This is a genomic window from Staphylococcus sp. GDY8P94P (assembly GCF_017892255.1).
Classification (GTDB): Bacteria; Bacillota; Bacilli; order Staphylococcales; family Staphylococcaceae; genus Staphylococcus; species Staphylococcus cohnii.
Map to the genome: position 1 here is coordinate 1 of NZ_JAESKU010000008.1, position 26035 is coordinate 26035.

A 26035-nucleotide genomic window follows, 5' to 3' on the forward strand; every position below is an offset into this window, starting at 1 on the left:
TCAGCCAATCGCTTAAGGGGAGCCGTTCTTATGGCCCTACAGGATGACTGGATGTAGTCTTCAAGAAAATACATCAATTTTGATAAGTAGAACTGGTAAAAACCTGGTATAGCCTTGTACACAGGAGTCTGGACTTGACTTAGAAAACCTAAAATTTTTATTATTTTAAAAAATAAAAAAAGGAATGAGTTAAAAAATCAACTTTAATAATTGATTTTTATACTCATTCCAAAATATAAAGCTTGTTCAAAGTATTCATTTACTTTAAAAACAAGCCATGTTTTCTGTATTCATTTGAAGTGACCTAATACACTATGAGCAATATTAGTATAAGCCATGTCTTCCATAGGTGGATTATGGAGTCCAGCCCGCATATCTCTATAGTAACGTTGTAATGGACGTTCCATTTCTAAACTCTTAGCACCCACTATTCGCATGGCAATATCTATCACTTCTAAACCTTGGTTCATCACCAACACTTTACTTGCTGAAGTTTCATTCCAAATTGGTATGTCTTGTTGCTGATTGTATAACGCTGCAGTACTCCATAAAAAGTGACGAGCTGATAATAGTAAGGATTCCATTTTACCGACATTTTGCTGTACGGTCGATATATCTCCAATCACACCATCAATACTTGCTGGGCTATAATTTTTTGCAAAATCAACAGCATAGTCTCTCGCTGCTTGTGCAATGCCTAAATAAGTACTAGGGATATGTAATATCCAACCATTAGGTTTTTTACCACTAGCACCTCTTATCTCAACAAAATTTTCTTCTGGAATGAAAACATCATTTAAAATCAAATCATGACTTTCAGTTGCACGCATACCCACCATATTCCAATTGTCTGCAATCTCAACACCAGGTGTATCTTCAGATATCAAGAAAAACCCAACCGTATCTATTTCTTCATAATAGGCACTTACAATAAAATGGCTTAACCTTCTACTCATTGAAGTAAATGTTTTGACCCCATTAATCACAAAACCTTTGTCTTTTTTTATTGCATGTGTAGCAGGTCTTGCCCCACGTGTAGGGCTGCCTGTTTCAGCTTCACTGACAGCTCTGTTAACTAATGCACCTTTTTTCACTGCTACTGCAAAGCGCTCTAGCATATCTTGTTCCCAAGCATGTTGTTCATATAATTGTCCAACAACGCTAAGGTGCCAACCAACTGAAAGTGCAGTTGCACCATCTATTGCTCCTAAATATGTCTGTAGTACAACCATATCTTCAACAGTCGCACCCTCACCACCATAAGCTTTAGGCAACGTTAATAGCGTATAACCTTCTTTTACCAACCAATCAATATTTTCATATGGAAATCTTGAATGTTTATCATTATACTCAGCTTTTTCTTTAAATTGTTCTTTTATTGAATCAAATTTATCTATCCATTTTTTTTGTATCTCTGTATGTATTAATGCAGAATAATTCACAGTGTCCACCTCATTTTAGACTTTTATCTATTAACCTTAGTGTAACACTCGCTTATAACGAATAAAAGCCTTTAAACTATCTAAAATCTTACTTTACCGATAAGGATTAATGTGATACTTTGTATTTATTGATATTCTGGGGGTTTAAAATGATTACAGTTGAACATTTAGTACATAAATATAAAGACCATACTGTTCTTAATGGCGTTAGCTTTTCACAAAATAAGGGTACTGTGACAGCTATTATAGGTCCAAGTGGATCAGGTAAAACGACACTGTTAAGAACATTGAACGCGTTAGCCATACCAAAATCAGGCACAATTCAAATTGATAACCAAAAATTTGTCGCCGATAAACATTCAAAAAAAGACATCTCACAGTTACGAAAGAAATCTGCGATGGTATTCCAAAACTATAATTTATTTAAAAACAAAACAATAATTGAAAATATTACAGTAGGTTTGATACATGGTAAAAAAATGCCCGCTAAGCAGGCAAATGAAATAGCCATCTCTTATTTAGAACGTTTTAATTTATTAAATCAAAAGGATAAATACCCTTCTCAACTATCTGGCGGTCAAAGTCAGCGTATAGGGATTATCCGTGCTTTAGCGCTTAATCCAGATGTATTACTATTAGATGAACCTACATCTGCATTAGATCCTGAATCAATTCAAGGAGTATTGTCGCTTATCAAGTCTATTGCACAAGAAGGGATGACCATGGTTATAGTCACTCATGAAATACAATTTGCTAAAGCGATTGCTGATCAAATTTTATTTATAGATGAAGGTAAAATATTAAAACAAGGTACACCACAATCTGTTTTAGCATCTTCAGATTCCAAAAGAATTAACCGTTTCTTAAACACCGTAGAAATGGAGCGTGACTTTTTATGAAAAATAATAAGTTACGCTTTTTAATGATTACACTTTTGATTACGGTATTATGCAGCGGATGTAGTCAAGTTCAAAAATCATCAAATCAGAATAAAAAAGAAGAAATCAAAGTAGCAATATCTGCAGAAGTTAATCCACCTTATTTGTATACAAATAAGCAAAATGAATTTGCTGGTTTAGATATAGACTATCTAAAACTACTAGAAAAAAAGTTACCTCAATACCAATTTAAATATGAAGTTGGTGAAGAAGAATCTAATCTTGTAGGTATTGGCGCTGGAAAGTTTGATATGGGTATTAATTGGTTTTTTAAAACACCTGAACGCGAAAAACAGTTTCTCTACCAAGACGTTCCTTATAGTTACGCCTTACCTTTGATTGTTGTTCACCAAAATAATTCTGATATACATGCACTTAATGACCTACCTGAAAAAAAATTAACACCGATGGCACCGAGTGGCGGGTTATATTCTATATTATCTCAGTATAATAATTCACATTCTCCAAAAATTGATATTGATACCATTCAAGAGCCTTCTAACGGGGATAATTTAAAAATGGTTAGTAATGCCAGACGTGATGCCATGATTTTAAATTGGAACACTTATAATGCAATTCAAAAACAAATCAATGCTGATGTCAAAATTGGTGGCATCATAAAAAAAGAATCATTGCATATCGTCTATAATAAAAAACATCAAAAATTACATGACGATATTGATGAAGCTACTCAAGAACTGATAGATGAAGGCAAATTACAGAAGCTTTCTGAAAAGTACTTTGATGTTAATGTATTTGATGATTTGGATGAAATAAACAAGCAAAAAGATAAATTGGAGGTACAATCATGACAAATTCTGTTGATTGGGTCGATTTATTTAGACAAGTTTTACAGCAATTACCCATAACATTATTAATCTTTATATTGTCACTTTTTTTCTCTTTAATACTGGGATGCTTCCTAGCAACAATTCGTATCAAAAAAGCGAAAATATTATCACCTATTGTCCGGATTTATCTGTCTTTTATTCGAAGTACGCCTTTAATTTTACAACTTTTTTTGGCATATTTTGCATTGCCACAATTATTATTATTCATCCAAATCGATATTAATCATTTCAGTAGACTGTTTTTTGTAATTTTAGCATTTACATTACATACAGGTGCTTACCTATCAGAGATTATACGGGCTGGATACCAATCAGTAGATTATAGTCAAATTGAAGCAGGACTTTCTGTCGGTTTATCTTATCCACGGATTTTAAAGGAAATTATTATTCCTCAAGCGTTGCGTAATAGCATCCCAAACTTGACGACACAAGTCATTGAACTGATCAAAGACACTTCTTTAGCTTTTACAATTGGGATTATTGATATGATGGGCCAAGTTAAATTAATTATTGGAAATAATTATGGACTAGGCATGTTAGAAGTTTATATCGTTATATCCATTATTTACTGGATTATCGCCCTTATCATACAAACTATATTTGCACTCATCAATAAACAAGCCCAAAAACCATATCGCATCTAAGGAGGCATTATTTTGTCATTTATACTTTATACTTTTTCAGAAGTACTTAAAGGTGTACCTAATACAATCATCATCTCAATTGTAGCAATGATCGTAGGTTTAATCATCGGCACTTTATTTGCCTTTATTCAAACCAAAAATATTCCATTAATCTCTCAACTTGTAGTGATATATAATTCTTTTTTTAGGAGTACACCGCTTATTGTTCAATTATTTATTATGTATTACGGCTTACCAAAATTAGTGATGTGGGGTAATGAAAAATTCACATTGACAATTAATCCTGATATTTTCTCACCGTTAATTATTGCCTTTATTGTTTTTTCGTTACATGCTGTTGCATATTTGTCAGAATCTATTAAAGGTGGATTACTTTCAGTCGACACTGACCAAATTGAAGCCGCTCAAACTGTAGGGCTTTCAACAATAAGAACGTACAAAGAAATTATACTACCGCAAGCATTCAGTTATGCACTTCCCAATATCGAAAATCAATTTATCATGCTTATCAAAGGGACTTCTTTGGCATTTGCGGTACAAGTTACTGAAATTATGGCAGTCAGTCATGTTATCGCTAATGAAGGTTACCGATTTATAACAGTATATAGTGTTGCTGCATTATTTTATTGGTTACTTGCCATTGTATTAGAATTGATATTTTCAAAAATAGAAAACCGTTCAACTCAATATATGTATGCAAAAACTTCAGCATAAATAACTTCAGCATAAATTACGAAATTGTATACTCATTTAGATTTGTCATTTTATCAATTTTCAATACTACGTTAACTTAGCTATACTTTTAAAGTTAATGTATGTAATACGAAGTGTCTTATTTGTTATAAGTAAATATATAAGTTAATCATATGTAATGTGAATATTTCAGGAGAGGCACTCGATATTCTGTTATACAAAACAACGACGCTATGTTGCTACTCTATAAGGATAAAAAACATAAACATGAAAAAAGCCCGTTAATACATTTTAATAATAATGTATTAACGGGCTTGATACTGAGATTGATATTTCAGTCTTATTCAAATTTTTGGATCTTAGCATTCCTAAATCATTAGACAACTACATTGCCAAACGTTCGGCATACTGTCTTTTTCTTTTATAATAATTTTTAACTTTTTTAGGCTTTGTACCGTTTTGTAATTCATCTTTAGTAATAATAGGATAATTTTTGAATACAATCGATCCTAAGTAACCACAAATAGCACTACCTATCGCACATAATAACGCAACAACTATCACAGTTAATGCATTATTAAAGCCAAACATCACCATTAAACCTGCAATTGGCGTAGCCGTACCTGTAGCTTCATTAACGAGTCCAAACATTGCGATAATTACGCCTGATACTGCACCGCCTATAAAATTAGTCGCATAGACAGGAATAGGATTTGCAGTAACAATATCTGCTTGTGATAATGGCTCAATAGCGACAGAAATCGTTGTTTTTCGATCACCAAACTTCATTCGCTTAAACAATACAAAATTCATAAATGATGACCCAAAAACTGCCAATGCTCCAATTGCCATAGGTGTACCTGTTAGTCCTAATAATGCAGTTAATGCCATCGAACTTAAAGGTGCAGTAGCTACAACTGTTATAATGCCACCTAGTACTATCCCCATTAGTACTGGGCTTGACGTTGTCGATTCTTTAATGATATTACCTATTTGCAATAATGTCGCATCTACAACAGGTGCTACACCGATTGCAATAATTCGTGTAATAGGTGCAATGATAATAATTGAACCTATTAAATCCAAACCATCCGGAAATTTTTGCTCTATCCATTTCATACCAAAGCTTGCTATGTAACCTGCGACAAAACCTGGTAGTAAATCCATGTTACCGCATGCAACTGCAATAACAAATGCGTATACAGGAGAAACACCCATTGCTAATGCAACCAAACCAGCAGCAGCAACACCACCTAAGCCGCCTGCCGCTTCACCTAACTGACCTAAAAATGGAATCCCTAGTAAATCCCCGCCAACATATTTATGAAATGCTTCCACTAAAAAAGAAGCTATTGCAGCATTTGCCAGGGCCCCCATTGCTTTTCCACCATTTGGAGCCTTACTAGTAAAAAGTGTAAACAAACATAAAACAATACCTAAAAATATAACCCCTAAAAGTAAATTCATAATAACACCCTTCTAATATTTGTATGCGCTTTCATTTAACAAATATTAGTATATCACATTTAAAGTTTTACTCAAATAATATTTTAGTTCAATATATAATTAATAAAAGAAAATTACACTTTTCAGAATATTCGTTTTTTTATATATGTAACACGGCTCATTTTCAAAAACAAGTTACTTAAGATAATCTTTTAATGTTTTTATCATATGTTCAATTTTTTGATGTTGTGCTTCATTTATATATACAACAACCGTACGTTCATCAATATCACTTCTCTTTTTACTCAAATAGCCCATTTTAATTAATTTTTGTAATGCCTTCGTTAAATAGTACGGTTTTAACTCTGAATATTGTGCGATTTCTTTCGCAGTAACTTCATAAGATTGACTTTCATGTATATAATTCAAAATAAATATTTCTTCATAATTTAATTTGTGATATTTTTTAGTTTCTTTGAAAAACTGCTTTCCTTTTTGATACAAAGTTATTAGTTCATTTAGTTCTTTTAATTTTTCCATAAAACCACTCCTTATGTTTTTTCATGATGTTAATATATTTCAAAGTGTGCCTATCTTTATGTAATATAATTTTATCCTATTTATGCTATTGAATTCAATATGGCTTACTATGAAAAATATTAGGAATTGCTACTATTTTTTTAATACCACTTTTTATTATTAAAATTTAGTGCTACATATATCCTTTTTGTTACTAAAAATTCATTAATACCTCTTATAAATTTTTAAAATTATTAGTATTTGACGTTAATTTAATAAATTGAACTCCACAAAAGCAAACTAAATATACTTTGAAATATCAATTACAAATATGGTTACATAAGACAACCAACTATATTTAAATCAACAAGTCTAACGTAATGCATCTATATGTAGCATATACTCATTTTAAACGCATAACTATTAAATAATCATTTTCAAATTGAACGATTCGCGTTTTACTATTTCTACTATCGCTATGTACAAGCGTTTCCTCACTTGACGTCTGCCGATAAATAAAAAACAACTTGAGACATTTATTAAAGTCCCAAGTTGTGTTAACTATCATTTTTACTTTTTCATTTAAAACGAAACGCTTTATTATATCAATATCCAGCTGGTATTTTAATGATTAATTATTTCTTTTTACAATCTAAAGTATCTAATAAGCTAAGTGTTGCTAATCCTGTTAAATCAAGTGCATGTTTTGCACCTGCTTTACCATGACCAGCTTCAAAGTGTTTATACGCTGCTACACCTAGCACTGTAATAGTTAATAGAGAAGCAATGCGTGATAGTCTTTTACTTGCAAAGCTTAATACGAAAAATATTGCACTTAATCCTTCTAAAGCACCAGCTAAAGGTACTGCATTTGCTGGCAAATTAAACACTTCAGTAAAGGTATCTTTCATAGATTTGTCACCTTTTAATTTAGGTTTTGCCGCACCATATAATTCTTTTGCTAATTTTAAATTTGTTAAATAACGTAATATCATTTTTACTCTCCTTCTATTTGTTTTCAAAATATTTATCTACAATAGGTTTTACCCGCTCACCTAATAATTTAATGGTGTTAATTGTATTTTCATGAGGCATTGAGCCCACAGGGGTATGCAACATAAAGCGAGATAAACCTAATGTTTCAACAGTTTCAATAATTTTATTAGCTACAGTTTCTGGACTACCAACATATAATGCCCCATGCGGTCCTGCTTCACGTATGAAGCTATTTTCATCATATAGTGGCCAGCCACGTTCTTTAGCTAATACATCATGGCTTGCTTTTACTGAAGGGAAAAATTCACGAAAAGCTTGTTCGTCCGTTTCAGCAATGTAACCCCAAGAATGTGTAGCAATCGGTAATTTACTCACATCGTGACCATAAGATTCAGCTATCGATTTATACATATCAATATTTCTACGGAATCTTTTAGGGTCACCGCCAATTATAGCATAAGTGATGGGTAATCCTAATGCTCCTGCTTTCAATGAAGATTCTGGCGTTCCACCAGTGGCTATAGCAATAGGTAAAACACCTTGCTCAACTCTAGGATACACACCTAAATTTTGTATGTTCGCTCTCAGTTGACCAGTCCAATTTACAATTTCATTTTGATTAATTTGCGTCAATAATTCAATCTTTTCATTAAATAGCTGTTCATAGTCATTTAAGTTATATCCGAATAATGGGAATGATTCTATAAATGAACCTCTTCCTACCATTATTTCAGCACGACCATTTGAAATTGCATTTAATGTTGAGAACCTTTCATAAACTCTTACAGGATCATCTGAGGATAATACAGTAACAGCACTACTCAATTTAATTTGCGTTGTATTTCTAGAAGCTGCAGCTAATACTGTAACTGGATCAGAAACAGCATAATCAGGTCGATGGTGTTCTCCTAATCCATAAACATCAAGACCATAACGATCTGCAATTTCAATTTCTTCTATTATATTCCTTATCCTCTGAGCATTACTAATTGCAGGTTCTTTACCTTTATCGGTGAAAATTTCACTATTATCAGCAAAAGATGTTAAGCCAATCTCAATTTTCATTCATTCACCTCGCTTATCAAGTATATTTTTTATACTCACTATCTTAAAACCTTTCAAATAAACTGTCAATATCATTGCTCATTAATATCACGCAAACATTTATATCAATTATTCTCAATTTTTTCAAAAATAAATAATCTTTCTTTTCAGAAAATAATATATTATTTAAATAACTAAATTTTAGCATTTATTAGCATTTGTAATTTTCTGTTATTTTACAGATTTGTAATAAATTAGAGTGCAATATTACACTTAAATGACCGTAAAATACGATGACAATGGGCATTTAAGACTATAAAAAGTTAATGTTTTTTGTTACATCTAATGATTAATTATTAGAGTTAAATTACAAAATGATAACATTGCACACAAATCGACCATTATCTGATAAAGTATTGCTTGTCGTTAAAACAACGAAAAAAACTATATTAAACTATTGTCATTTAGAGACTGAGATAATAAATTAAATGCTTTATAATTATTAGGAGGATATTTTACAATGAAAAAAATCGCTACAGCTACAATCGCTACTGCAGGAATCGCTACTTTTGCATTTGCACAAAACGAAGCAGATGCTGCTGAAAACAATAATGGTTATAACCCTAATGATCCAACTTCTTATAGCTATTCATATACTATAGATCAACAAGGTAATTACCACTATACTTGGCAAGGTAATTGGAATCCAAGTCAAGCTGACCAAGCTCATTCAAATAATAATGGTGCTACAAATAATGGTCAAAGCAGTAATTACGGTTCTACATATGGTAATTCAACTCAATCATATACAGCTAACAATACAACAGGTGGCGGTGGAGCTGCTTCAAACTCAACTTCAGATCGCAACATCAAAGTAACTACAACTAGTGCACCATCAAGTTCATCAAGTTCTATTTCAAGTACTTCAGGTTTTTCTAGCAACCTTTATACTTCTGGACAATGTACTTATTATGTATTTGATAAAGTTGGCGGTAAAATTGGTTCAACTTGGGGTAACGCTAACAACTGGGCAAGCGCTGCAGCTGCTTCAGGTTACACAGTAAACAACTCACCTTCACAAGGTTCAATCTTACAATCTTCAACTGGTGCTATGGGACATGTAGCATATGTTGAAAGTGTAAACAGTGACGGTTCAATCCGTGTATCTGAAATGAACTATGGCCAAGGTCCTGGTGTTGTTACTTCACGTACAATTTCAGCTAGCCAAGCTTCAAGCTATAACTACATTCACTAATAATCGTAAATATATAAGCGGGTAGGATACAAAATCACTGGCTAAAAATAAGCGCCAATTTCTATTGTAATAATATAGAAATTGGCGCTTTCTTATTTCACTTTTAGATATTGTTTCGATAACATAATGGCATTCATGATATATATTTGTACAATGTCTTCATTTAAAACGATTTTAAAATTGCTGACGACTCATGTGTTTTATGAAATGAAACTATTTTGACATTGAAGCATTCTACAATATAAGCAATAAAATAAAAAAAGTCTGGGACATCATTGATTCGTCCTAGACACTTTAAAATCATAAAACATTTATTCATCGAATAGTATCTCAATTTAGCAATTTCATTCATATCTATATTTTTGTAAATATAACATTACTATCATCATAGATTAAACTGAAGTATAGTCATGAAAATTTTCAATTAATACTTTATTTATTGATATGTAACGATACATATATCATGATTGTATTTTCCAGATAAATCGGTTTTATACTGTACCATCGCTACAATATACAATATAAAACCGACTATAAAATAGATAATAGAAGGATATTTAAAATCTTTACCTATATTGAAATATTGATGTATTCCTTAAATTAAAGTATTATCGCTACAATAAACACTATATTTAATACGGAACCACCTCATCCATAGTTTTGTTTAGCCGAATTATCTATCTCATAAACATATTATTATTAATTTCACTTAAATCTATCTAAAGCGTAGTCATATAAACAAGTTTAAAGTTTGAATATATGACTACGCTTTATTTTAGCATGTTGCTAATATATAATTTTTATCCTTCGCTAGCTTTAGCTTTTTTTATGCCAATACCACTAAAGCCATAAAATATCGCAAATAGGACACATAAATAACAAGGTACAGCCCAAATAAAGAACTGATCAACAGAAACACCTAATTGTTGAGTATAATAAATGCCAGACGTGCCCCATGGTATCAATGGTATAATCATTGTACCTGAATCTTCTAATGTTCTGGATAAATTTGAGCGATCCAAGCCCATTTTATTGTACATATCCATCATTAATACACCAACCATAATTATTACTACAGAAGCAACACCTGCAGCTAACACCATCATTAATCCACCTAAAACTGTGGCAAGAATTAAAGTACCCACTGAATTGATATTACTAGATATTTTCTTCAAGATCACATCTAAACATCCTGCTTTTTCCACTATACCAGCAAAGGCATAACCACAAAAAATAGTAACTACAATTTCAGTCATACTCATCATACCGCCCTGTTCTATTAAATTAACAGCTTTGTCGGATAATGAGCTGTGTAAATTGGGTACCATGCTTTTATTAAATCCATCAAAAGTGGCTTTAAAGCCATCTATCATATTAAACCCATTATTAAATGCGCCGATAACAATCGCACTTACACTGGAGATTAACATCGACGGCACCGTGGAAATTTTAAACAATAAACATACAATGATAATGATTAACGGTAACCATACAAAAAAGTTGATGTTATAAATCGTTGATAGTTCCTTAAGCATCGCATTAACTTGCGAAGTATTCGCGCTACCTTTAAATTGTAAACCAGCAAAATACCATACAATTAGTCCAATGATAGATGCTGGCACCGTTGTCCATATCATCGCTTTTATATGTGAGAAGATATTTACTTTAGTTACCAACGCTGCTAAATTGGTCGTGTCTGATAGTGGTGACATTTTATCACCAAATACTGCGCCTGCAATGATTGCACCTGCAGCCATCCCAGCTGGAATATTTAGTTGTGCACTTATCGCCATCAGTGCTATGCCTGCCGTAGATGCTGATCCCCATGCAGTTCCAGTAGCAACTGAGATAATTGCACAAATAATAAATGCTGATACTAAAAACAAATTAGGATTTAAAAACTCTAAACCATAATAAATCAGTGCAGGTACTGTTCCAGAATACATCCAAGTACCTACGATAATGCCTACAGATAATATAATAAATATCGCTGGCATTGCTGTTGCTAAGCGATTAGTTATGCCTTCTTCTAAATCTTTCCATTTTAAACCTACCCGTCTCGCGATAATTGCAGCATAAGCTGAAGAAAGAATAAGCAATGCTTGAATTGGAATATCAAACACAACAAAACCAGTAATTACAATAATAATCATCACTATGATTGTTGAAATTGATTCTAAAAAAGTTGGTTGTCTTTTCATACACATTTCCCCTTATTTATATGAATGAATATTATAATTAGTACAATCCTAACTTATCTTTTCCTAACTCATCTATCGTTAACCCCTCTTCAAAGAAGTCACGTTCTAATATTGTAGATGCAATAATAATAATCGCATCAATGTTAGGCGTTGGTACATCAATTTCCCGACCTAAACTTGACCAAAGTACTAAACCATGTGCAATATCTTCTGTTAAATAACGATTCTTCACATGATTAGGTCCCTTAATTTGAGAAAATACGGGACTCGTATTAAACAAACGGTTAAGTGGTTCATCCTCATCTTGTCTTTCTAAATAACCACGTTCAATTCGAGCTTCTTTTGCAGATGATAACTCAAATCCTAATTTACGTCCTAATGTTAGTCTTTCTAACTCTACTGCATGTAATAAGCGCACAGTATGTTTCGTAATCCCTTCTTCGTACAGTGCGAACGTGTCAGCATAATCAATTCTTCCTACATTTAATAACGTTGGCCCAGGATGAACTTCAGGGTTACCATTTTCTAAATTTGTTTTCCACAAGCTTTCTTCTTTGACAATATAAGGATACAATTTTTCTATTGTATCGAAGCTATCACTTAACTCTTCTTTATCATATGTTGAAAAATGTACTTTTCTAACATTTAAAGATAAATCGACACGCGCTGCCTCAAAATCGACACGTGTACCATAAGTTAATGTATTTACTTCAGCAAACTTAGGCATTACATCCATATGCATATCTTCTAGCACATTCATAAAACGTATTGATCCCATTGCAGCAGCAATATTAAAGAATATTAATTGATGTGCTTTGATAAATGGTGCCATAGTATGTGCATAATGTTCAATGAATGATGAAGGTATAACAACTTGTATAACTTCAGCACCTTCAAGTACGTATTCCATATCGTCACTTATGTCAGTAAATTTTACGAAGGTTTCCTCACCTTCATTATTAAATGTAAAACCACCTTGCTCAATGGCTTTATCAAATTTATCTATCGATTGATTTCTACAATATAATTTGACTTCATGTCCTTTGCTAACCATATCTAGTGCTGCAGTAACAGCACCATTACCTGATCCTACAATAGCTATCTTCATAAACACCCTTCTTTCTTTAAACATTGAATTTTTCGTGTTAAACATTACTCTCATGTATAACCTATTAAGAAAAATGATAAACACTGGTATACAACCTATTTAATTTTTTCAATTAAATACCTGCTTATGTGCATTTCTATATTTTAACAATATCGCAACATTGTAAACAGTCTTTTTTATAAAATTTTTCAAATAATGTACAACTCATTTTTGGTTTTGTTATAGTAATAGTAAGTTAAAAGGAGGAATAATAATGACTGAAGCATACTCAAATCGTGAAGTATTCAATCAAGAACCTAATAGCGATGCAAGATTGATGGCAACATTAATTTATGTACTTAGTTTTTTTACTACATTTTTAGCACCACTAATCATTTGGCTTATTAAACGTGAAGACTCAGCATTCGTTGATAGGGCAGGTAAAAATTATTTTAATTTCCTAATTTCATATGTTATTTGGTTAACCGTTTCAACTATTTTGATGTTCATTCTCATAGGATTCATTCTATTTCCTATCATCGCAATTTTAAACTTTATTTTTACAATTGTAGCAGCAGTAAAAGCGTATAATGGTGAAGATTATTTACCACCGTTATCTATTAGATTTTTCAAATAATTTTAATCAAAATTTTGTGATTCTTTACACTTAATGTAATATACAAATCCAATAGATGTGTAGTTGATGTACTTAAACCTTATACTTGCGCATTTTTTACCATATTACAACAATATTCCCTTTTGTAACCTCACGTGTTGTTTATTACAACAATATGTGAGGTCTTTTTAATTGTTTTACAAATACGTAACAATCCACACAAAGTGATGTTCTTCTGTTATTGTATAAATTGTCGTTGAAACTAACGCAGTAATTATAAAAATAAATTTTATTAAAATAATAGATGAATTAAATTTGGGAGGACTTTTTTATTATGAAAAAAATAGTAACAGCAACAACATTGACAGCAGGTATCGGCGCAGCAATTGTAGGTTTAGATCACGGAAATGAAGCAAATGCAGCTGAACAAACTACACAAGCTAACCAAAACACAACACAAGCTACATCAGGTTCAAGTGCAAACTTATACACTGCTGGACAATGTACTTGGTACGTATTTGATAAAACAGGTGGCGAAATTGGTTCTACATGGGGAAATGCAAATAATTGGGCTTCTGCAGCATCTTCAGCAGGATATACAGTTAACAATTCTCCAGAGGCAGGTTCTATCTTACAATCTAGTGAAGGTAGCATGGGCCACGTAGCATACGTTGAAAATGTAAACAGCGATGGTTCTGTAAATGTTTCTGAAATGAACTATAATGGTGGACCATTCTCAGTAAGTGAACGTACAATTTCAGCTGGCGAAGCTAGTTCATATAACTATATCCACCTTAACTAATATTGGCATTAAATAATTACTATTGGGAGACATACGTATAAAGTCATGTGCTTAAATGACGACTTTATACGTAAGATAAATATGATTATTAACGTTAAAAGAGCCAATAACAATTCTTTTCAATAATAAGTAGTAACTTATAAAACGTCTAAGACATTCTTTAATGTCTTAGACTTAGTCTGTCGACAGAGTCTCCGACTTTGTTGGCAGTTTTTTATGCACGCTTTCCGCGGGCACTGCCTTAGCCTGTAGTCTTCGGCTAGTGCTCTTCCCGCAGGAGTCGGCATACATCACTGCCAATATCACACTAAAATATTACTAATTCAGAGACTATTTTGTCTCATTGATTTGAATTTCTAAAAATTGAAATGAGAAAGCCACCTTTTTATAAAAGGTGGCTCAGACTGTCGACAAAGTCTCCGACTTTGTTGGCAGTTTTTTTATGCACGCTTTCCGCGGGCACTGCCTTAGCCTGTAGTCTTCAACTAGTGCTCTTCCCGCAGGAGTCGGCATACATCACTGCCAATATTATAATATATGTAAATTAAGCAGTGGTCGTGTTTATTATGATGAATAAATCAATTGATAAAGGAGATCAATATGAAATGGTTTCTATCTCTGATTTAGTCCTTAATAATCATTTATTACGTAAAGTCGATGTGATATTAGATTTAAAATTTGTGTATGAACTTATCGAAGACAAATATTGTCTTGATAATGGTAAACCATCAATAGCTTCAGTTGTTTTAGTGATAATATTGCTCATTCAAAGACTATTTGTTAACAAATCAATCAGGCAAGCGATTAAAGAAATAGAAACAAATGTAGCATATCAATGATATATAGAATATAGAATTTTTAAATAAAGTACCTCATTTTGGAACTTTTAATAAAATTATATACGTCGTTTTCATGATACAGATTTATTTGAACAAATATTTGAGAAAATAATAGAAATAGAAATGAGGTTTACATATTGCAGGCTCATTAAAAGTTTGAGAAAATAATAGCGTTTCATGCAAAAAGGAGGTTGAAGCAAATGCAGTGGCTTAAAGTTATCGTAGCAGGAATTATAGAAATATTATGGGTTACTGGATTAAACACTGCTGACTCATTCTTGAGTTGGGCTGGTACGATTATTATTTTAATATTGAGTTTCTATTTAGTCATTTCAGCTTGTAAATCGTTACCTGTTGGAACTGTTTATGCTGTATTTGTAGGTATTGGTGCAATTGGAACGGTACTGGTTGATATGATGTTTTTCGGAGACCATTTTAACATTGCGAAAATAGCATTAGTTTTCTTACTTGTAATTGGAATTATCGGTCTTAAATTAACTACAGAGGAGGCTGAACAATAATGGCATGGATCATACTATTTATGGCTGGTTTACTAGAAGTTGTTGGTGTCATTATTCTAAATGAAATTGCTCGTACTAAAAAGAAAGCATTCGTTGTGCTTTTAGCAGTTGCCTTTATTTGTAGTTTCAGCACACTTAAACTAGCGATGACAATGGGTATACCTATGGGTACTGCTTATGCTGTATGGAGCGGTATTGGTACAGGTGGTGGCACGCTAGCTGGCATGCTCATCTATAATGAATCTAAAAATATCAAACGTATTTTCTTTATTGTTATCATTGTTTTAGCAATTGTTGGTTTAAAAGTTGTTGGCTAAAATAACTTTTTAAATTAACGCAATATCTACGATAATAAAATAATCACTTTATTTTAGAACTATAATCATATGTAATATGTACTTTGTTATAATTGAGAGCAATGTAAAAGTTTGTTTACTTATATAAAATTTACTATACTTTAGGTAAAGGAAGTGATTATACATGGTAAAAGTTTTCATTGCAGGCCCAATACCAGAAGTTGGGTATAACTTGCTAAAAGAACAAGGTTATGAAGTCGATATGTATGAAGGCAAAGGAATTATTGATAAAGAAACATTGATCCAAGGCGTTAAAGATGCTGACGCTTTAATCAGCCTTCTATCTACGAATGTTGATAAAGATGTGATTGATGCAGGCTCAAACTTAAAAATCATCACAAACTATGGCGCTGGTTTCAATAACGTAGATGTTGAACACGCACGCCAAAAGCAAATTGATGTAACAAATACACCAAAAGCTTCAACAAACTCTACAGCAGAATTAACTTTCGCACTTGTATTAGCTGTAGCGAGACGTATTCCTGAAGGTGATAAATTATGTCGTACAACCGGATTTGACGGATGGGCACCATTATTCTTCCGTGGCAGAGAAGTTTCTGGTAAAACAATAGGAATCATTGGTTTAGGAGAAATTGGAAGCGCAGTGGCAAAACGTGCGAAAGCATTTGATATGAACGTACTTTACACAGGACCTCATCAAAAAGTTGATAAAGAACGTGAAATAGGCGCTAAATATGTTGATTTTGATACACTCTTACAGCACTCAGATTTTATTACAATTAATGCTGCATATAATCCTGATTTACATCATTTATTTGACACTGAACAATTCAAATTAATGAAACCAACAAGTTATCTCATTAATGCAGCTAGAGGCCCTATCGTAAATGAAGCCTCTTTAGTAGAAGCATTGAAAAATAAAGATATCGAAGGCGCAGCATTAGATGTGTTTGAATTTGAACCTGAAATTAATGATGAACTGAAATCTTTAGATAATGTTGTTATTACACCTCACATTGGTAATGCTACTTTTGAATCTCGTGATATGATGTCAAAAATTGTAGCTAATGACACAATAAGTAAACTTAATGGTGAGGAACCTAAATTTGTCGTTAATTAATCACTGATTATTTAACAAAATATAGACATTGATATATTCATTTTTGACTTATGTTTAAATGCCAGTTTCTATTGAAAACAGTTATAAACTCCTGCAATTAATGGGATTAAAATAAAAACACTTCCGTGCTATTTATTTGAATGAATAGCACGGAAGTGTTTTTTCTATTTGCAAGATTGTTTATGCAATAAAAATTAAGAGCAAATTAAATTTAATCAGATTGTTCTATATGACATAATTTAAGCATTGAAAATGACAAACTAGATTATCACCTTAGTAAAGTTAACAAAATAATAGTCAATTTAGATAAAAAGCCGTAAATGTATTTTTCTAAAATACATTTACGGCCTTTATGATATTGAGCGTTTTGTTCCAAATATATGTTTTACTTTTCTTTCGATTTATAAATAAATTTTGTCTGATTGGATAATAATCGATCAGGAAGGATTTGAGCAATTTTATTTCTCACTTTAACGACAAATTTATTTGTTCTTTGCGCAGTTTTCCCAATTTTTCTAGAGCGCTTCACTATTTTTTTTGTATGCTTCACACGTAATTTATCATAGCGTTCCAAAGCTAAATCAAAATCATATGATTGCACACAATTCGCAAGAACAATAGCGTCTTCCATTGCTTGACCAGCACCTTGCCCCATGTTAGGTGTCATTGCATGAGCAGCATCACCTAAAAGCACAACACGTTGATAAACAAATGATTTCAATGGGTTTAAATCATACATATCATGTAATAATACGTCTGTTTCACTTTGTTTATCTAAAACTTGTCTAACCTCATTAGGAAAATGATTAAATCTTGCCTGTAGATGTGGTTTCGCAAAAGCATGTATTTTAGTATCATGTGCTTTGGCAGAAATTGAAATAAACCAATAAGCCTGATTATTTAATAATGGCACAATACCCACTCTACCTTTTGTAGACCAAAATTCCTTAGCAATGTGGTTATCTTTTAAATCAATATCTTCAACTAAGCCTCTGAATACTGTGTATCCTTGATAGATTGGTTTACTATTTGGTACTAATGCTTGCCTTATATTTGAATGTATACCATCAGCGCCGATACATAAATCAAATGATTGTGAAGTTTGTTCAGAAAATTGTAAGGTCACTTTCAAGTCCCCATTTTCAATTCCTGTTACATTATGATTTGTGAAAATTACGCTATCAGGCACATAAGATTTAATCACATCTAATAAACTTTGGCGTGACATTGTTAAATTAACAGTGTTTTTTTTCAACTTAAGTTTTGATAATTGTTTGTCTTTTTCATCCCGAACTTCCATCACATCAATAACTTGTCCAATGTTTTTCAGTCCTTTTGCTAAATCATGACCATTTAGTTTTTCAATGACATTACCACCAATGCCAATACCAGCACCTAATTCAGATACTGTATCTTCTTTTTCAAATACACTTACATCATGACCTTGCTCTATTAATAAAGCTGCTGCAGTTAAACCACCTATACCTGCACCGACGATGGCTATTTTCATCTTTATTCACTCCAACTTTCCCTAATCTTTTAATATTATATTCACATTTGTATAATAACATAACAAAATGTAATGTAAGTTTCTAAAAATTGCGGTTGTAATCTTTGTTGATGTCACTACAAATAATAATCTTTGTTGATGTCATCTTTTTTAATGCCTAAATTTTTATAAAAATGTTTCATAAACCAAGCGATATTGTCATCCCAATCCACATCACTTGCATATTGATGCTCACCAGGTGTCTTAGGATTCCATCTCATTTGATAAAGTGATATTTGTTTATTATCAAAGTAATTTTTCCTTACAAATTGAGCACCACCCATAATTGCTTTTTCAGGGGATGTCCACGATTGTTTTTTTGCAAAGCTACTACCAGTATGTACTGCATTTTCATCAAATGCACCTATACCAAAAAAGTTATAATATCTTTCATCTCCATCTTTAATACCTTTTGCTAATTCTGATTTACCATTACCTGTTTCAACTAGGGCATGACTCACTAAATATAAAACATTAACATCATACTTATCTTGTGCCTTTAGGAAAGTTTTACCTTTCCCTTTTAATATACCTTTATTTTTTAAAATTTTATTTATCTCGTCTTCGGACATAGATACTTTTTCAGAAATATCCATATGATTTAAATCATCTTGATCACTATTAACTTCCATTGCTTTTTTCACATCTGCAGTAGAAGCTTTAATAAATTTACCTTCTTGTTCTTTCATATTTAATGCATCTGAGCTTACTTGTTTATCTACCGCTTCATTAAAAGTATGGGTCTTTTGTTTCTCAAATAAAGATGTTTCATTTACTATTAATAAAATCACAAATATAGCGATAATTAATATTAATAATATTAACGGTATACGTTGCTTAACACGCTCATTCATATTTTAAAATCTCCCTGCATTGCAATTTTATTGAGTTAATGTGAAATAGGCAAAAATAACCGCAATAAGAACGATTATAAAGGAAACGTTAATTGCAATACGCATGCCCTTTCGATTTCTAAATAATGTGTTGAAAATTACTAAGCTAATTGTCAAAGAAACAACAAACATTGTAATTGCCATCACAACATTTAAAGTAATTAAAAATATAATACCAATGACTAAAAATATATTTGAAATAATAGCCATGGTTTTAATTAATTTCGGATTAATAAGTCTCCACTCCTTGTAACTAAATTCTAAATCAATCATTCTATTCATTGAAATTGTATCATATTTACTTAATTTTCAATATGTCATTTATAATAGCAAAAAGCTCTTATGTGAATAAAATTCACAATAAGAGCTTTTTCATATAATATATGCACTTCATTTTATTATCTAGACATACCTCTGAGCATATTTAACATATAAGTTAAACTACGATTCATTTCATCATCTTTAAGTACACTCATTAAACCAGTAATAGATGTTTTTTGGTTTGGACTAGCTTGATTTGCAACACTTAAGCCTTTATTTACTTTATTTAACATAATGCTCAAATCGTTGACATTCAAATCACCTAAAAGGAAAACAAGTGATGCCATATTGGTAATCAATCCTGTGTATTGTTCTTTATTTAATTCAACTGCGAATTTATTAGCGATAACACCTCGACTATTGACGATACCTGATAGCGCATCTAGTATTTTGGCATCGTCTAACGTGCTAATAATATTAATAGCTTTCATGATACTATCTTTATTTGCTGCAATTGCATCGGTAACTTCTGCTAAACTTTCTTGTTTAATTTGTTCTTCAGACTTTTGCATGCGTTTAATTTTCGTTATTCTCTCAGCCATTATTTATTCACCTGACTTCCTGGGAAAGTGTAATCATCACGTTTCCATTTGTCTTCAACACGTACACTATACTGTGGTTGTCTTTGTTTATTTACTCGGAAGTTTGTTGGGTTCAATGGTGATTTTCCTCTGCGTGTTTTAACTTCCATACGACAACTTGTACGTTTATAAGAGGGTGTATCTGTATCTTTATCCACATCACTGTTTGTCAATAAGTTAATAGCGCCTTGATCGCCATTAATCATGGCATTGTTATTTAATGGAATATAAATTTCTTTGCCTTTCACTCGATCTGTTACATGTGCAATCAATTCAGCTTCACCACTGTCTGAAATCAACTTAACCTCTGCCCCTTCATGAATATCTCTTTCTTTTGCTAGTTCTGGAGATACCTCTACAAACGGTTGAGGAACTTTATATGCAAGTCCTGGTACTTTATATGTCATATTTCCTTCATGGAAATGCTCTAATAAACGTCCGTTGTTAACATGTAAATCGTATTCTTCATTAACTTTAAAGAAATTATCAAATGTTAAAGGATAGAAATTCGCTTTACCGTCTTCAAAGTTAAATCCATCTAAATACAATGTTGGTTGGTCTGTGCCGTCTTCAGCAACAGGCCATTGTAAACTATTATATCCATCTAATCTGTCATAATTAACACCTGAATAAGATGGTGTTAATTTAGCAATTTCATCCATAATTTGACTTGGGTGTGTGTAATTCCAATCATAACCTAATGTTCTAGCTACATCTTGGATAATGACCCAGTCTGGTTTTGATTCACCTTTAGGTTCAAGCGCTTGATATAAGCGTTGAATACGACGTTCAGTATTGGTGAAAGTACCCGTCTTCTCTAGTGATGGACATGCCGGTAGTACTACATCTGCATATGAAGCAGTGAAAGTGAAAAATTCATCTTGTACGACTAAAAAACCAACTTTTTCTAGTGCAGCTTGTACATAATTAATATTTGAATCAACGATACCTGTATCTTCACCATATAAATACAAAGCGTCAATTTCACCTGCATGAATGCCTTCCATCATTTGATGGTTATCTTTACCAGGAACACTTGGTAATGTTTCACCATATTCTCTTTCAAATTTAGCGCGGATTTCATCATCTGCCACTTTTTGGTAACCAGGGAATTGATCAGGCATACTTCCCATATCACTACATCCTTGTACGTTGTTGTGACCACGAAGCGGATATGCACCAGTACCTGGTTTTCTATAGTTACCAGTAGCTAATAATAAGTTGGATATTGCAGTAGACGTGTCACTACCAATATCTTGTTGTGTTACACCCATAGCCCAGGCAATTGACACTGTTTCAGCATTAACCATTTGATGCGCAAAATCAATGAGCGCTTCTTGCGAAATACCTGTTGTATCTTCGGCAAATGTCATCGTATATGGTGCTAAAGATTTATGATATTCATCGAAGCCATTTACCCATTCATCAACAAAAGCTTTATCATGTAGGTCGTTATCTATAATATATTTTGTCACAGCTGATAACCATACTAAATCAGTACCTGGTTTAGGTTGATAGAAGTTATCAGCTCTTTCAGCCATTTCATGTTTACGTATATCAAACACATTTAAAGTATTATTATATAATTTATGTCCACGTTTAATACGAGAAGCGATGACTGGGTGCGCTTCTGCAGTGTTTGTCCCTATTAAAACAACCATGTCAGCGATTTCAAGATCTTCGATTGAACCAGAGTCACCACCATGTCCTACTGTTCTAAATAATCCCTTGGTTGCAGGGGCTTGACAGTAACGAGAACAGTTATCCACGTTATTTGTACCAATCACTTGTCTCGCAAGTTTTTGCATTAAATATGATTCCTCATTTGTCGCTTTAGATGAAGAAATGAATGCTAGACCATCTGAGCCGTGAGAAGCTTTTACCTTGTTAAAGTTTTCAGAAATCACTTGCAGTGCTTCATCCCACTCTACTTCTTCGAATTGATTATTTTTGCGTACTAATGGTTTAGTTAATCTTTCTTCTGAATCAATATAATCCCAACCGAATTTACCTTTCACACATGTTGCAATCTTGTTTGCTGGAGATTCGTGTTGAGGTTGTACTTTCAATACTTCTCTACCTTTTGTCCAAACGTCAAATGAACAACCAACACCGCAATATGTACATACAGTCTTAGTTTTTTCGATGCGTTCTTCACGCATCGCTGCTTCTGAATCAGATACCGCAAATAGCGGCCCATAACCTGGTTCTGCTTTTTTAGTTAAATCAATCATCGCAGCAAGTGATCCTGGCTCTAAATCTGTCATATAGCCAGCGTTACCTTCCATATTGACTTCTAACATTGCGTTACAAGGACATACCGTCGCACACTGACCACACCCAACGCATGATGAATCATTTATTGTTGTATCATTATCCCAAATGACACGCGGTTGTTGACGTTCCCAATCAATCGTTAAAGTTTCGTTGACTTGGACATCTTGACAAACTTCAACACAGCGTCCACATAGAATACATTGGTCTGGATCATAACGATAGAATGGACCATAATCTTTTTCATATGGTTTTTCCTTGTATTCATATGTTTGATGTTCGAGACCCCACTGATCCATTGTATTATGAATTTCACAATCACCATTATTATAATCACATACTGTACAATAAAGCATATGTTTTTCTAAAATACGGTCTAAAGCTTCTTTTTGACTTGTTTGTACATTATCATTTTGTGTATTAACAATCATTGGTTTATCTATCGTCGTACTACAAGCTCGTTGCATCACACCGTCTATTTCTACTGTACACGTATCACAAGTTTCTATAGGACCAAGCGATTCGTTATAACATATAGAAGGTACAAACGTATCTTGTGATTTAATAAATTGTAGTAAGTTTGTGCCGGGTTCCACAAGATAATCTTTGCCATCTAATGTAATAATTAAATGTTCTTGCATACTATTCACCCCTATTAATTTTATAAAGCCCATGTTTATGAATCAAAGATGTTTGATAACATTCCATCCTAAAAGCCCCACACTTTTTGGTAATGTTATTTATATTGTATATGTAAATCAATAAAATGTTAAGGCTTTCCACTATTTTTCGCCTGCTTAATATAAATATTATTTTATAGTGCTAAACATTTTCGCTGAGTATTGATTATTTTAATGACAAAAACAAAAATACACGCAACCAATGTAATTGATTGCGTGTATTTATTAAATTAAATACCTAAATTATCTTTTATATCGCTTTCTATTTCAGATAACGAGCTTTGGCTAGGTATAAAGTAATAAAGCCCATCATCTTGTATACCGCCTTGACCTTCTAATTGATGACGGTGCACGTTATCGTTTGCATCTTTATAATTACCTCTAACTTTGTTTAACTCTCCTAAAGTCAAATCTGTTTTCACATTGTCTTCAACGTGATTCATCAACGAATTAAAATGTGTAACTGAACTGATACTCGTTAATTTGTTGGCTAGACCTTGTATCACTAATTGCTGACGCTCTTGTCTACCAAAGTCGCCACCAGCGCCTTCTTCTTTACGACTTCTTATAAACGCCATTGCTTCTTTTCCTTCCATATGAGACTTTTGTCCTTCATTAAATTGGAATCCATCATATGAGAAAGTAGCGTTACTAGTGACATCAATACCACCCACGGTATCTATCATATCTTTCATGCCGTCCATATCTACCGTTGCATAGTGATCTATTGGCACATTCAATAGTTTTTCTACTGACTTCACAGCCATGTCAGGCCCACCATAAGCATACGCATGATTAATTTTTTCAGTTGTACCTTTACCTACAATATCCGCTTGAGTGTCTCTAGGTATACTCACAATTTCAGAGGATTTCTTCTCAGGATTGATAGATAACACCATAATCGTATCACTACGTTGACCCCCACCTTCGGCATCCCTTTTAGCATCTGAATCTACGCCAAATAAAGCAATCGTAAAAGGATCTCCATTATTAAGATTAGCTTTTTCTTCTCTCAAAGATGATTTCTCTCTATCTAATGGGTTATGTATTGCCCCACCAACAGAAAATATTTTAAACCCTAAATAAACAACGGCTAAAATTGCTAAGATTAGCAATATACCCAAGAACCACAAAAATACTTTCGTGGGCAACCCCATTTTCTTTTTATTATATTTGTTAGAACGATTCACCTTTTTCATTCTCCATTCTATATTCGATTTTCTATTTCAGTTAATTATAAATTATATAGTAAACTTATTTAATGAACATGGTGCTTAAGACCTATTGTTAAATAATTAATATTTTTAAATAATTATTTTTGATATCCAGATCCTGAATTTAGAATCGTCAACATTTCTTTATGGCAAGCTTTGTTGCTAATAATAAAAGGTCCTGCTTTCGCAAAATCTAAAGTTGTATTATTTAATGTCGTCATTTTTAATCCCAATTCTTCAGCGAATAAAAACTGTGCAGCAATATCCCATGGTTTGGGATTAGTATTTACATGCGCACCAAATTGCCCTAAAATCACACGCACGGAATCTAAACCACATGAACCAATGAAACGATATCCAAAAGAAGCATCATTGAGTTCATGAATCGTATCATCATTCATCACCAATGTATTAAATGAAATAATTGCATCTTCTAATTGAATAGCTTCAGGCTGTTGCAATAAATTACCATTCATATATGCGCCTTGCCCTTTGATTGCTTTATAAAGCTTGCCGTGTGGATAATCATAAATATATGATAGTGTAGGTTCCCCATCGACAAAGTAGCCCAAAATAATACAATAATCTTCTTGTTGCTTAACCAAATTTGTAGTACCATCAATCGGATCCATGACCCATACATGTCCTTTTTTTGCTAAGATGTCATCATTTGATTTTTCTTCAGCGAAGAGTTGGTGGTTTGGAAAATGTTGCTGTAAAAATTGTTCAAAATTTTGTTGAATAGATTTATCTACATTGGTCACTAAATCAAATCGATTTTGTTTCGTTGAAGTAACCATTTCTTTGATTAACTGTGGAATAATATCATCTAATGTTGTTAGCCAATCTCTTACTAAATTATCAATGTTTAATAACGCTTCTTTATTCATTTGAGACCCCCTCTTTAAACGAATCAATAAATTTTTTTCATTTTAATTATTTAATATGTATAATTTGTTTTATTTTATCATATAAATATAATTACAGTAACAAACCTTTACCATTAATTATTGTTCAATATAGACTCAATACCATAAATAAAGGAATAGGACTGAAATCGAATTTATTTTAAAATCATTTCATTGCAATCATCCTGACAAAGATGAAATCCAATAAAACGATAAGAGGCTGAGACAATTAATTTGCCCCAGCCTCTAAATAGAAAGGAAAGTAAGTAATAAATATTGAAGAT

The 26035-nt window shown here is 32.5% G+C and carries 25 protein-coding genes; 11 read left to right on the forward strand and 14 right to left on the reverse strand.

The window, feature by feature from the left end:
* Positions 1-290 precede the first annotated feature (290 nt).
* Positions 291-1442 carry an acyl-CoA dehydrogenase family protein gene (locus KA926_RS04465; RefSeq protein ID WP_210143653.1) on the reverse strand — a complete coding sequence of 384 codons (1152 nt, stop codon included), beginning with the start codon at positions 1440-1442 and terminating at the stop codon, positions 291-293.
* Between the two features lie 149 nt (positions 1443-1591).
* Between KA926_RS04465 and KA926_RS04470 the strand changes: the two genes are divergently transcribed.
* From KA926_RS04470 to KA926_RS04485, 4 genes are read left to right on the forward strand one after another with little or no spacing between them, the layout of a single operon-like run.
* A complete protein-coding gene (locus tag KA926_RS04470; RefSeq protein ID WP_210143654.1) occupies positions 1592-2341 on the forward strand; it encodes an amino acid ABC transporter ATP-binding protein in 750 nt (249 codons plus the stop codon).
* Positions 2338-3192 (forward strand): amino acid ABC transporter substrate-binding protein, encoded by an 855-nt coding sequence (locus tag KA926_RS04475; RefSeq protein WP_210143655.1) that lies wholly within the window; start codon positions 2338-2340, stop codon positions 3190-3192. The genes KA926_RS04470 and KA926_RS04475 overlap by 4 nt, the downstream gene beginning before the upstream one ends.
* Positions 3189-3875 (forward strand): amino acid ABC transporter permease, encoded by a 687-nt coding sequence (locus KA926_RS04480; RefSeq protein WP_210143656.1) that lies wholly within the window; start codon positions 3189-3191, stop codon positions 3873-3875. Before KA926_RS04475 ends, KA926_RS04480 begins: the two co-directional genes overlap by 4 nt.
* Before the next feature lie 12 nt (positions 3876-3887).
* Positions 3888-4589, forward strand: coding sequence for an amino acid ABC transporter permease (locus tag KA926_RS04485; protein WP_210143657.1), 702 nt, complete (start codon positions 3888-3890; stop codon positions 4587-4589).
* 363 nt (positions 4590-4952) lie between these two features.
* Here KA926_RS04485 and KA926_RS04490 read toward each other — a convergent pair whose 3' ends face one another.
* The 4 genes from KA926_RS04490 to KA926_RS04505 all read right to left on the reverse strand — a co-directional run bounded on the left by KA926_RS04490 (position 4953) and on the right by KA926_RS04505 (position 8594).
* Entirely contained in the window at positions 4953-6035 is a 1083-nt protein-coding gene (locus tag KA926_RS04490) for a PTS sugar transporter subunit IIC (protein ID WP_210143658.1), read from the reverse strand.
* A 174-nt stretch (positions 6036-6209) separates the two neighbouring features.
* The gene (locus KA926_RS04495) at positions 6210-6554 is read right to left on the reverse strand and encodes a transcriptional regulator, SarA/Rot family (protein ID WP_210143659.1); all 345 of its coding nucleotides are present in this window, start codon (positions 6552-6554) and stop codon (positions 6210-6212) included.
* Between the two features lie 614 nt (positions 6555-7168).
* On the reverse strand, positions 7169-7528 hold the full coding sequence (locus KA926_RS04500; protein ID WP_210143660.1) for a DoxX family protein: 360 nt from the start codon (positions 7526-7528) through the stop codon (positions 7169-7171).
* A gap of 13 nt (positions 7529-7541) precedes the next feature.
* Positions 7542-8594 (reverse strand): LLM class flavin-dependent oxidoreductase, encoded by a 1053-nt coding sequence (locus KA926_RS04505; RefSeq protein WP_210143661.1) that lies wholly within the window; start codon positions 8592-8594, stop codon positions 7542-7544.
* A gap of 499 nt (positions 8595-9093) precedes the next feature.
* Here KA926_RS04505 and KA926_RS04510 point away from each other — a divergent pair, with 499 nt between their 5' ends.
* Positions 9094-9828 (forward strand): CHAP domain-containing protein, encoded by a 735-nt coding sequence (locus KA926_RS04510; protein WP_210143662.1) that lies wholly within the window; start codon positions 9094-9096, stop codon positions 9826-9828.
* Positions 9829-10628: 800 nt separating this feature from the next.
* Here KA926_RS04510 and nhaC read toward each other — a convergent pair.
* Together nhaC and KA926_RS04520 are read right to left on the reverse strand one after the other, a co-directional pair.
* On the reverse strand, positions 10629-12029 hold the full coding sequence (gene nhaC, locus KA926_RS04515; protein ID WP_210143663.1) for a Na+/H+ antiporter NhaC: 1401 nt from the start codon (positions 12027-12029) through the stop codon (positions 10629-10631).
* A gap of 37 nt (positions 12030-12066) precedes the next feature.
* Complete coding sequence (locus tag KA926_RS04520) at positions 12067-13137, reverse strand: NAD/NADP-dependent octopine/nopaline dehydrogenase family protein (RefSeq protein WP_210136937.1); 1071 nt, start codon at positions 13135-13137, stop codon at positions 12067-12069.
* A 253-nt stretch (positions 13138-13390) separates the two neighbouring features.
* Between KA926_RS04520 and KA926_RS04525 the strand changes: the two genes are divergently transcribed.
* From KA926_RS04525 to KA926_RS04550, 6 genes are all read left to right on the forward strand, one after another.
* Complete coding sequence (locus KA926_RS04525) at positions 13391-13753, forward strand: DUF4870 domain-containing protein (RefSeq protein ID WP_019468321.1); 363 nt, start codon at positions 13391-13393, stop codon at positions 13751-13753.
* A 313-nt stretch (positions 13754-14066) separates the two neighbouring features.
* Entirely contained in the window at positions 14067-14534 is a 468-nt protein-coding gene (locus KA926_RS04530) for a CHAP domain-containing protein (RefSeq protein WP_019468322.1), read from the forward strand.
* 566 nt (positions 14535-15100) lie between these two features.
* The gene (locus KA926_RS04535) at positions 15101-15373 is read left to right on the forward strand and encodes a transposase (protein WP_210144081.1); all 273 of its coding nucleotides are present in this window, start codon (positions 15101-15103) and stop codon (positions 15371-15373) included.
* Between the two features lie 200 nt (positions 15374-15573).
* Positions 15574-15894 (forward strand): DMT family transporter, encoded by a 321-nt coding sequence (locus KA926_RS04540; RefSeq protein ID WP_210143664.1) that lies wholly within the window; start codon positions 15574-15576, stop codon positions 15892-15894.
* Positions 15894-16211 carry a DMT family transporter gene (locus KA926_RS04545; RefSeq protein WP_210143665.1) on the forward strand — a complete coding sequence of 106 codons (318 nt, stop codon included), beginning with the start codon at positions 15894-15896 and terminating at the stop codon, positions 16209-16211. Before KA926_RS04540 ends, KA926_RS04545 begins: the two co-directional genes overlap by 1 nt.
* 163 nt (positions 16212-16374) lie before the next feature.
* Positions 16375-17331: a 2-hydroxyacid dehydrogenase family protein gene (locus KA926_RS04550; protein WP_154409423.1), complete on the forward strand. Its 957-nt coding sequence runs from the start codon at positions 16375-16377 to the stop codon at positions 17329-17331.
* 385 nt (positions 17332-17716) lie between these two features.
* Here the strand turns inward: KA926_RS04550 and KA926_RS04555 are convergent, their stop codons facing one another.
* From KA926_RS04555 to KA926_RS04585, 7 genes are all read right to left on the reverse strand, one after another.
* Positions 17717-18841 (reverse strand): FAD-dependent monooxygenase, encoded by a 1125-nt coding sequence (locus KA926_RS04555; RefSeq protein WP_210143666.1) that lies wholly within the window; start codon positions 18839-18841, stop codon positions 17717-17719.
* Positions 18842-18957: 116 nt separating this feature from the next.
* Complete coding sequence (locus tag KA926_RS04560) at positions 18958-19734, reverse strand: N-acetylglucosaminidase (protein WP_210143667.1); 777 nt, start codon at positions 19732-19734, stop codon at positions 18958-18960.
* Between the two features lie 27 nt (positions 19735-19761).
* Positions 19762-20046 (reverse strand): hypothetical protein, encoded by a 285-nt coding sequence (locus tag KA926_RS04565; protein ID WP_181187396.1) that lies wholly within the window; start codon positions 20044-20046, stop codon positions 19762-19764.
* A gap of 125 nt (positions 20047-20171) precedes the next feature.
* On the reverse strand, positions 20172-20636 hold the full coding sequence (locus KA926_RS04570; RefSeq protein WP_107505042.1) for a helical membrane plugin domain-containing protein: 465 nt from the start codon (positions 20634-20636) through the stop codon (positions 20172-20174).
* Positions 20636-23590 (reverse strand): formate dehydrogenase subunit alpha, encoded by a 2955-nt coding sequence (gene fdhF, locus KA926_RS04575; RefSeq protein ID WP_210143668.1) that lies wholly within the window; start codon positions 23588-23590, stop codon positions 20636-20638. The genes KA926_RS04570 and fdhF overlap by 1 nt, the downstream gene beginning before the upstream one ends.
* 269 nt (positions 23591-23859) lie before the next feature.
* Positions 23860-24819 (reverse strand): LCP family glycopolymer transferase, encoded by a 960-nt coding sequence (locus tag KA926_RS04580; protein WP_348634176.1) that lies wholly within the window; start codon positions 24817-24819, stop codon positions 23860-23862.
* 122 nt (positions 24820-24941) lie between these two features.
* Positions 24942-25733, reverse strand: a complete 792-nt coding sequence (locus tag KA926_RS04585; RefSeq protein ID WP_210143669.1) for an inositol monophosphatase family protein — start codon at positions 25731-25733, stop codon at positions 24942-24944.
* Between the last annotated feature and the right edge of the window lie 302 nt (positions 25734-26035).

Coding starts and splice junctions, on each gene's coding strand:
- KA926_RS04505 (WP_210143661.1), bottom strand. CDS start 8,594: ATGAAAATTGAGATTGGCTTAACATCTTTTGCTGATAATAGTGAAATT.
- KA926_RS04520 (WP_210136937.1), bottom strand. CDS start 13,137: ATGAAGATAGCTATTGTAGGATCAGGTAATGGTGCTGTTACTGCAGCA.
- KA926_RS04510 (WP_210143662.1), top strand. CDS start 9,094: ATGAAAAAAATCGCTACAGCTACAATCGCTACTGCAGGAATCGCTACT.
- KA926_RS04495 (WP_210143659.1), bottom strand. CDS start 6,554: ATGGAAAAATTAAAAGAACTAAATGAACTAATAACTTTGTATCAAAAA.
- KA926_RS04475 (WP_210143655.1), top strand. CDS start 2,338: ATGAAAAATAATAAGTTACGCTTTTTAATGATTACACTTTTGATTACG.
- fdhF (WP_210143668.1), bottom strand. CDS start 23,590: ATGCAAGAACATTTAATTATTACATTAGATGGCAAAGATTATCTTGTG.
- KA926_RS04470 (WP_210143654.1), top strand. CDS start 1,592: ATGATTACAGTTGAACATTTAGTACATAAATATAAAGACCATACTGTT.
- KA926_RS04550 (WP_154409423.1), top strand. CDS start 16,375: ATGGTAAAAGTTTTCATTGCAGGCCCAATACCAGAAGTTGGGTATAAC.
- KA926_RS04525 (WP_019468321.1), top strand. CDS start 13,391: ATGACTGAAGCATACTCAAATCGTGAAGTATTCAATCAAGAACCTAAT.
- KA926_RS04565 (WP_181187396.1), bottom strand. CDS start 20,046: ATGATTGATTTAGAATTTAGTTACAAGGAGTGGAGACTTATTAATCCG.
- KA926_RS04540 (WP_210143664.1), top strand. CDS start 15,574: ATGCAGTGGCTTAAAGTTATCGTAGCAGGAATTATAGAAATATTATGG.
- KA926_RS04570 (WP_107505042.1), bottom strand. CDS start 20,636: ATGGCTGAGAGAATAACGAAAATTAAACGCATGCAAAAGTCTGAAGAA.
- KA926_RS04480 (WP_210143656.1), top strand. CDS start 3,189: ATGACAAATTCTGTTGATTGGGTCGATTTATTTAGACAAGTTTTACAG.
- KA926_RS04530 (WP_019468322.1), top strand. CDS start 14,067: ATGAAAAAAATAGTAACAGCAACAACATTGACAGCAGGTATCGGCGCA.
- nhaC (WP_210143663.1), bottom strand. CDS start 12,029: ATGAAAAGACAACCAACTTTTTTAGAATCAATTTCAACAATCATAGTG.
- KA926_RS04545 (WP_210143665.1), top strand. CDS start 15,894: ATGGCATGGATCATACTATTTATGGCTGGTTTACTAGAAGTTGTTGGT.
- KA926_RS04535 (WP_210144081.1), top strand. CDS start 15,101: ATGATGAATAAATCAATTGATAAAGGAGATCAATATGAAATGGTTTCT.
- KA926_RS04500 (WP_210143660.1), bottom strand. CDS start 7,528: ATGATATTACGTTATTTAACAAATTTAAAATTAGCAAAAGAATTATAT.
- KA926_RS04490 (WP_210143658.1), bottom strand. CDS start 6,035: ATGAATTTACTTTTAGGGGTTATATTTTTAGGTATTGTTTTATGTTTG.
- KA926_RS04560 (WP_210143667.1), bottom strand. CDS start 19,734: ATGAATGAGCGTGTTAAGCAACGTATACCGTTAATATTATTAATATTA.
- KA926_RS04585 (WP_210143669.1), bottom strand. CDS start 25,733: ATGAATAAAGAAGCGTTATTAAACATTGATAATTTAGTAAGAGATTGG.
- KA926_RS04555 (WP_210143666.1), bottom strand. CDS start 18,841: ATGAAAATAGCCATCGTCGGTGCAGGTATAGGTGGTTTAACTGCAGCA.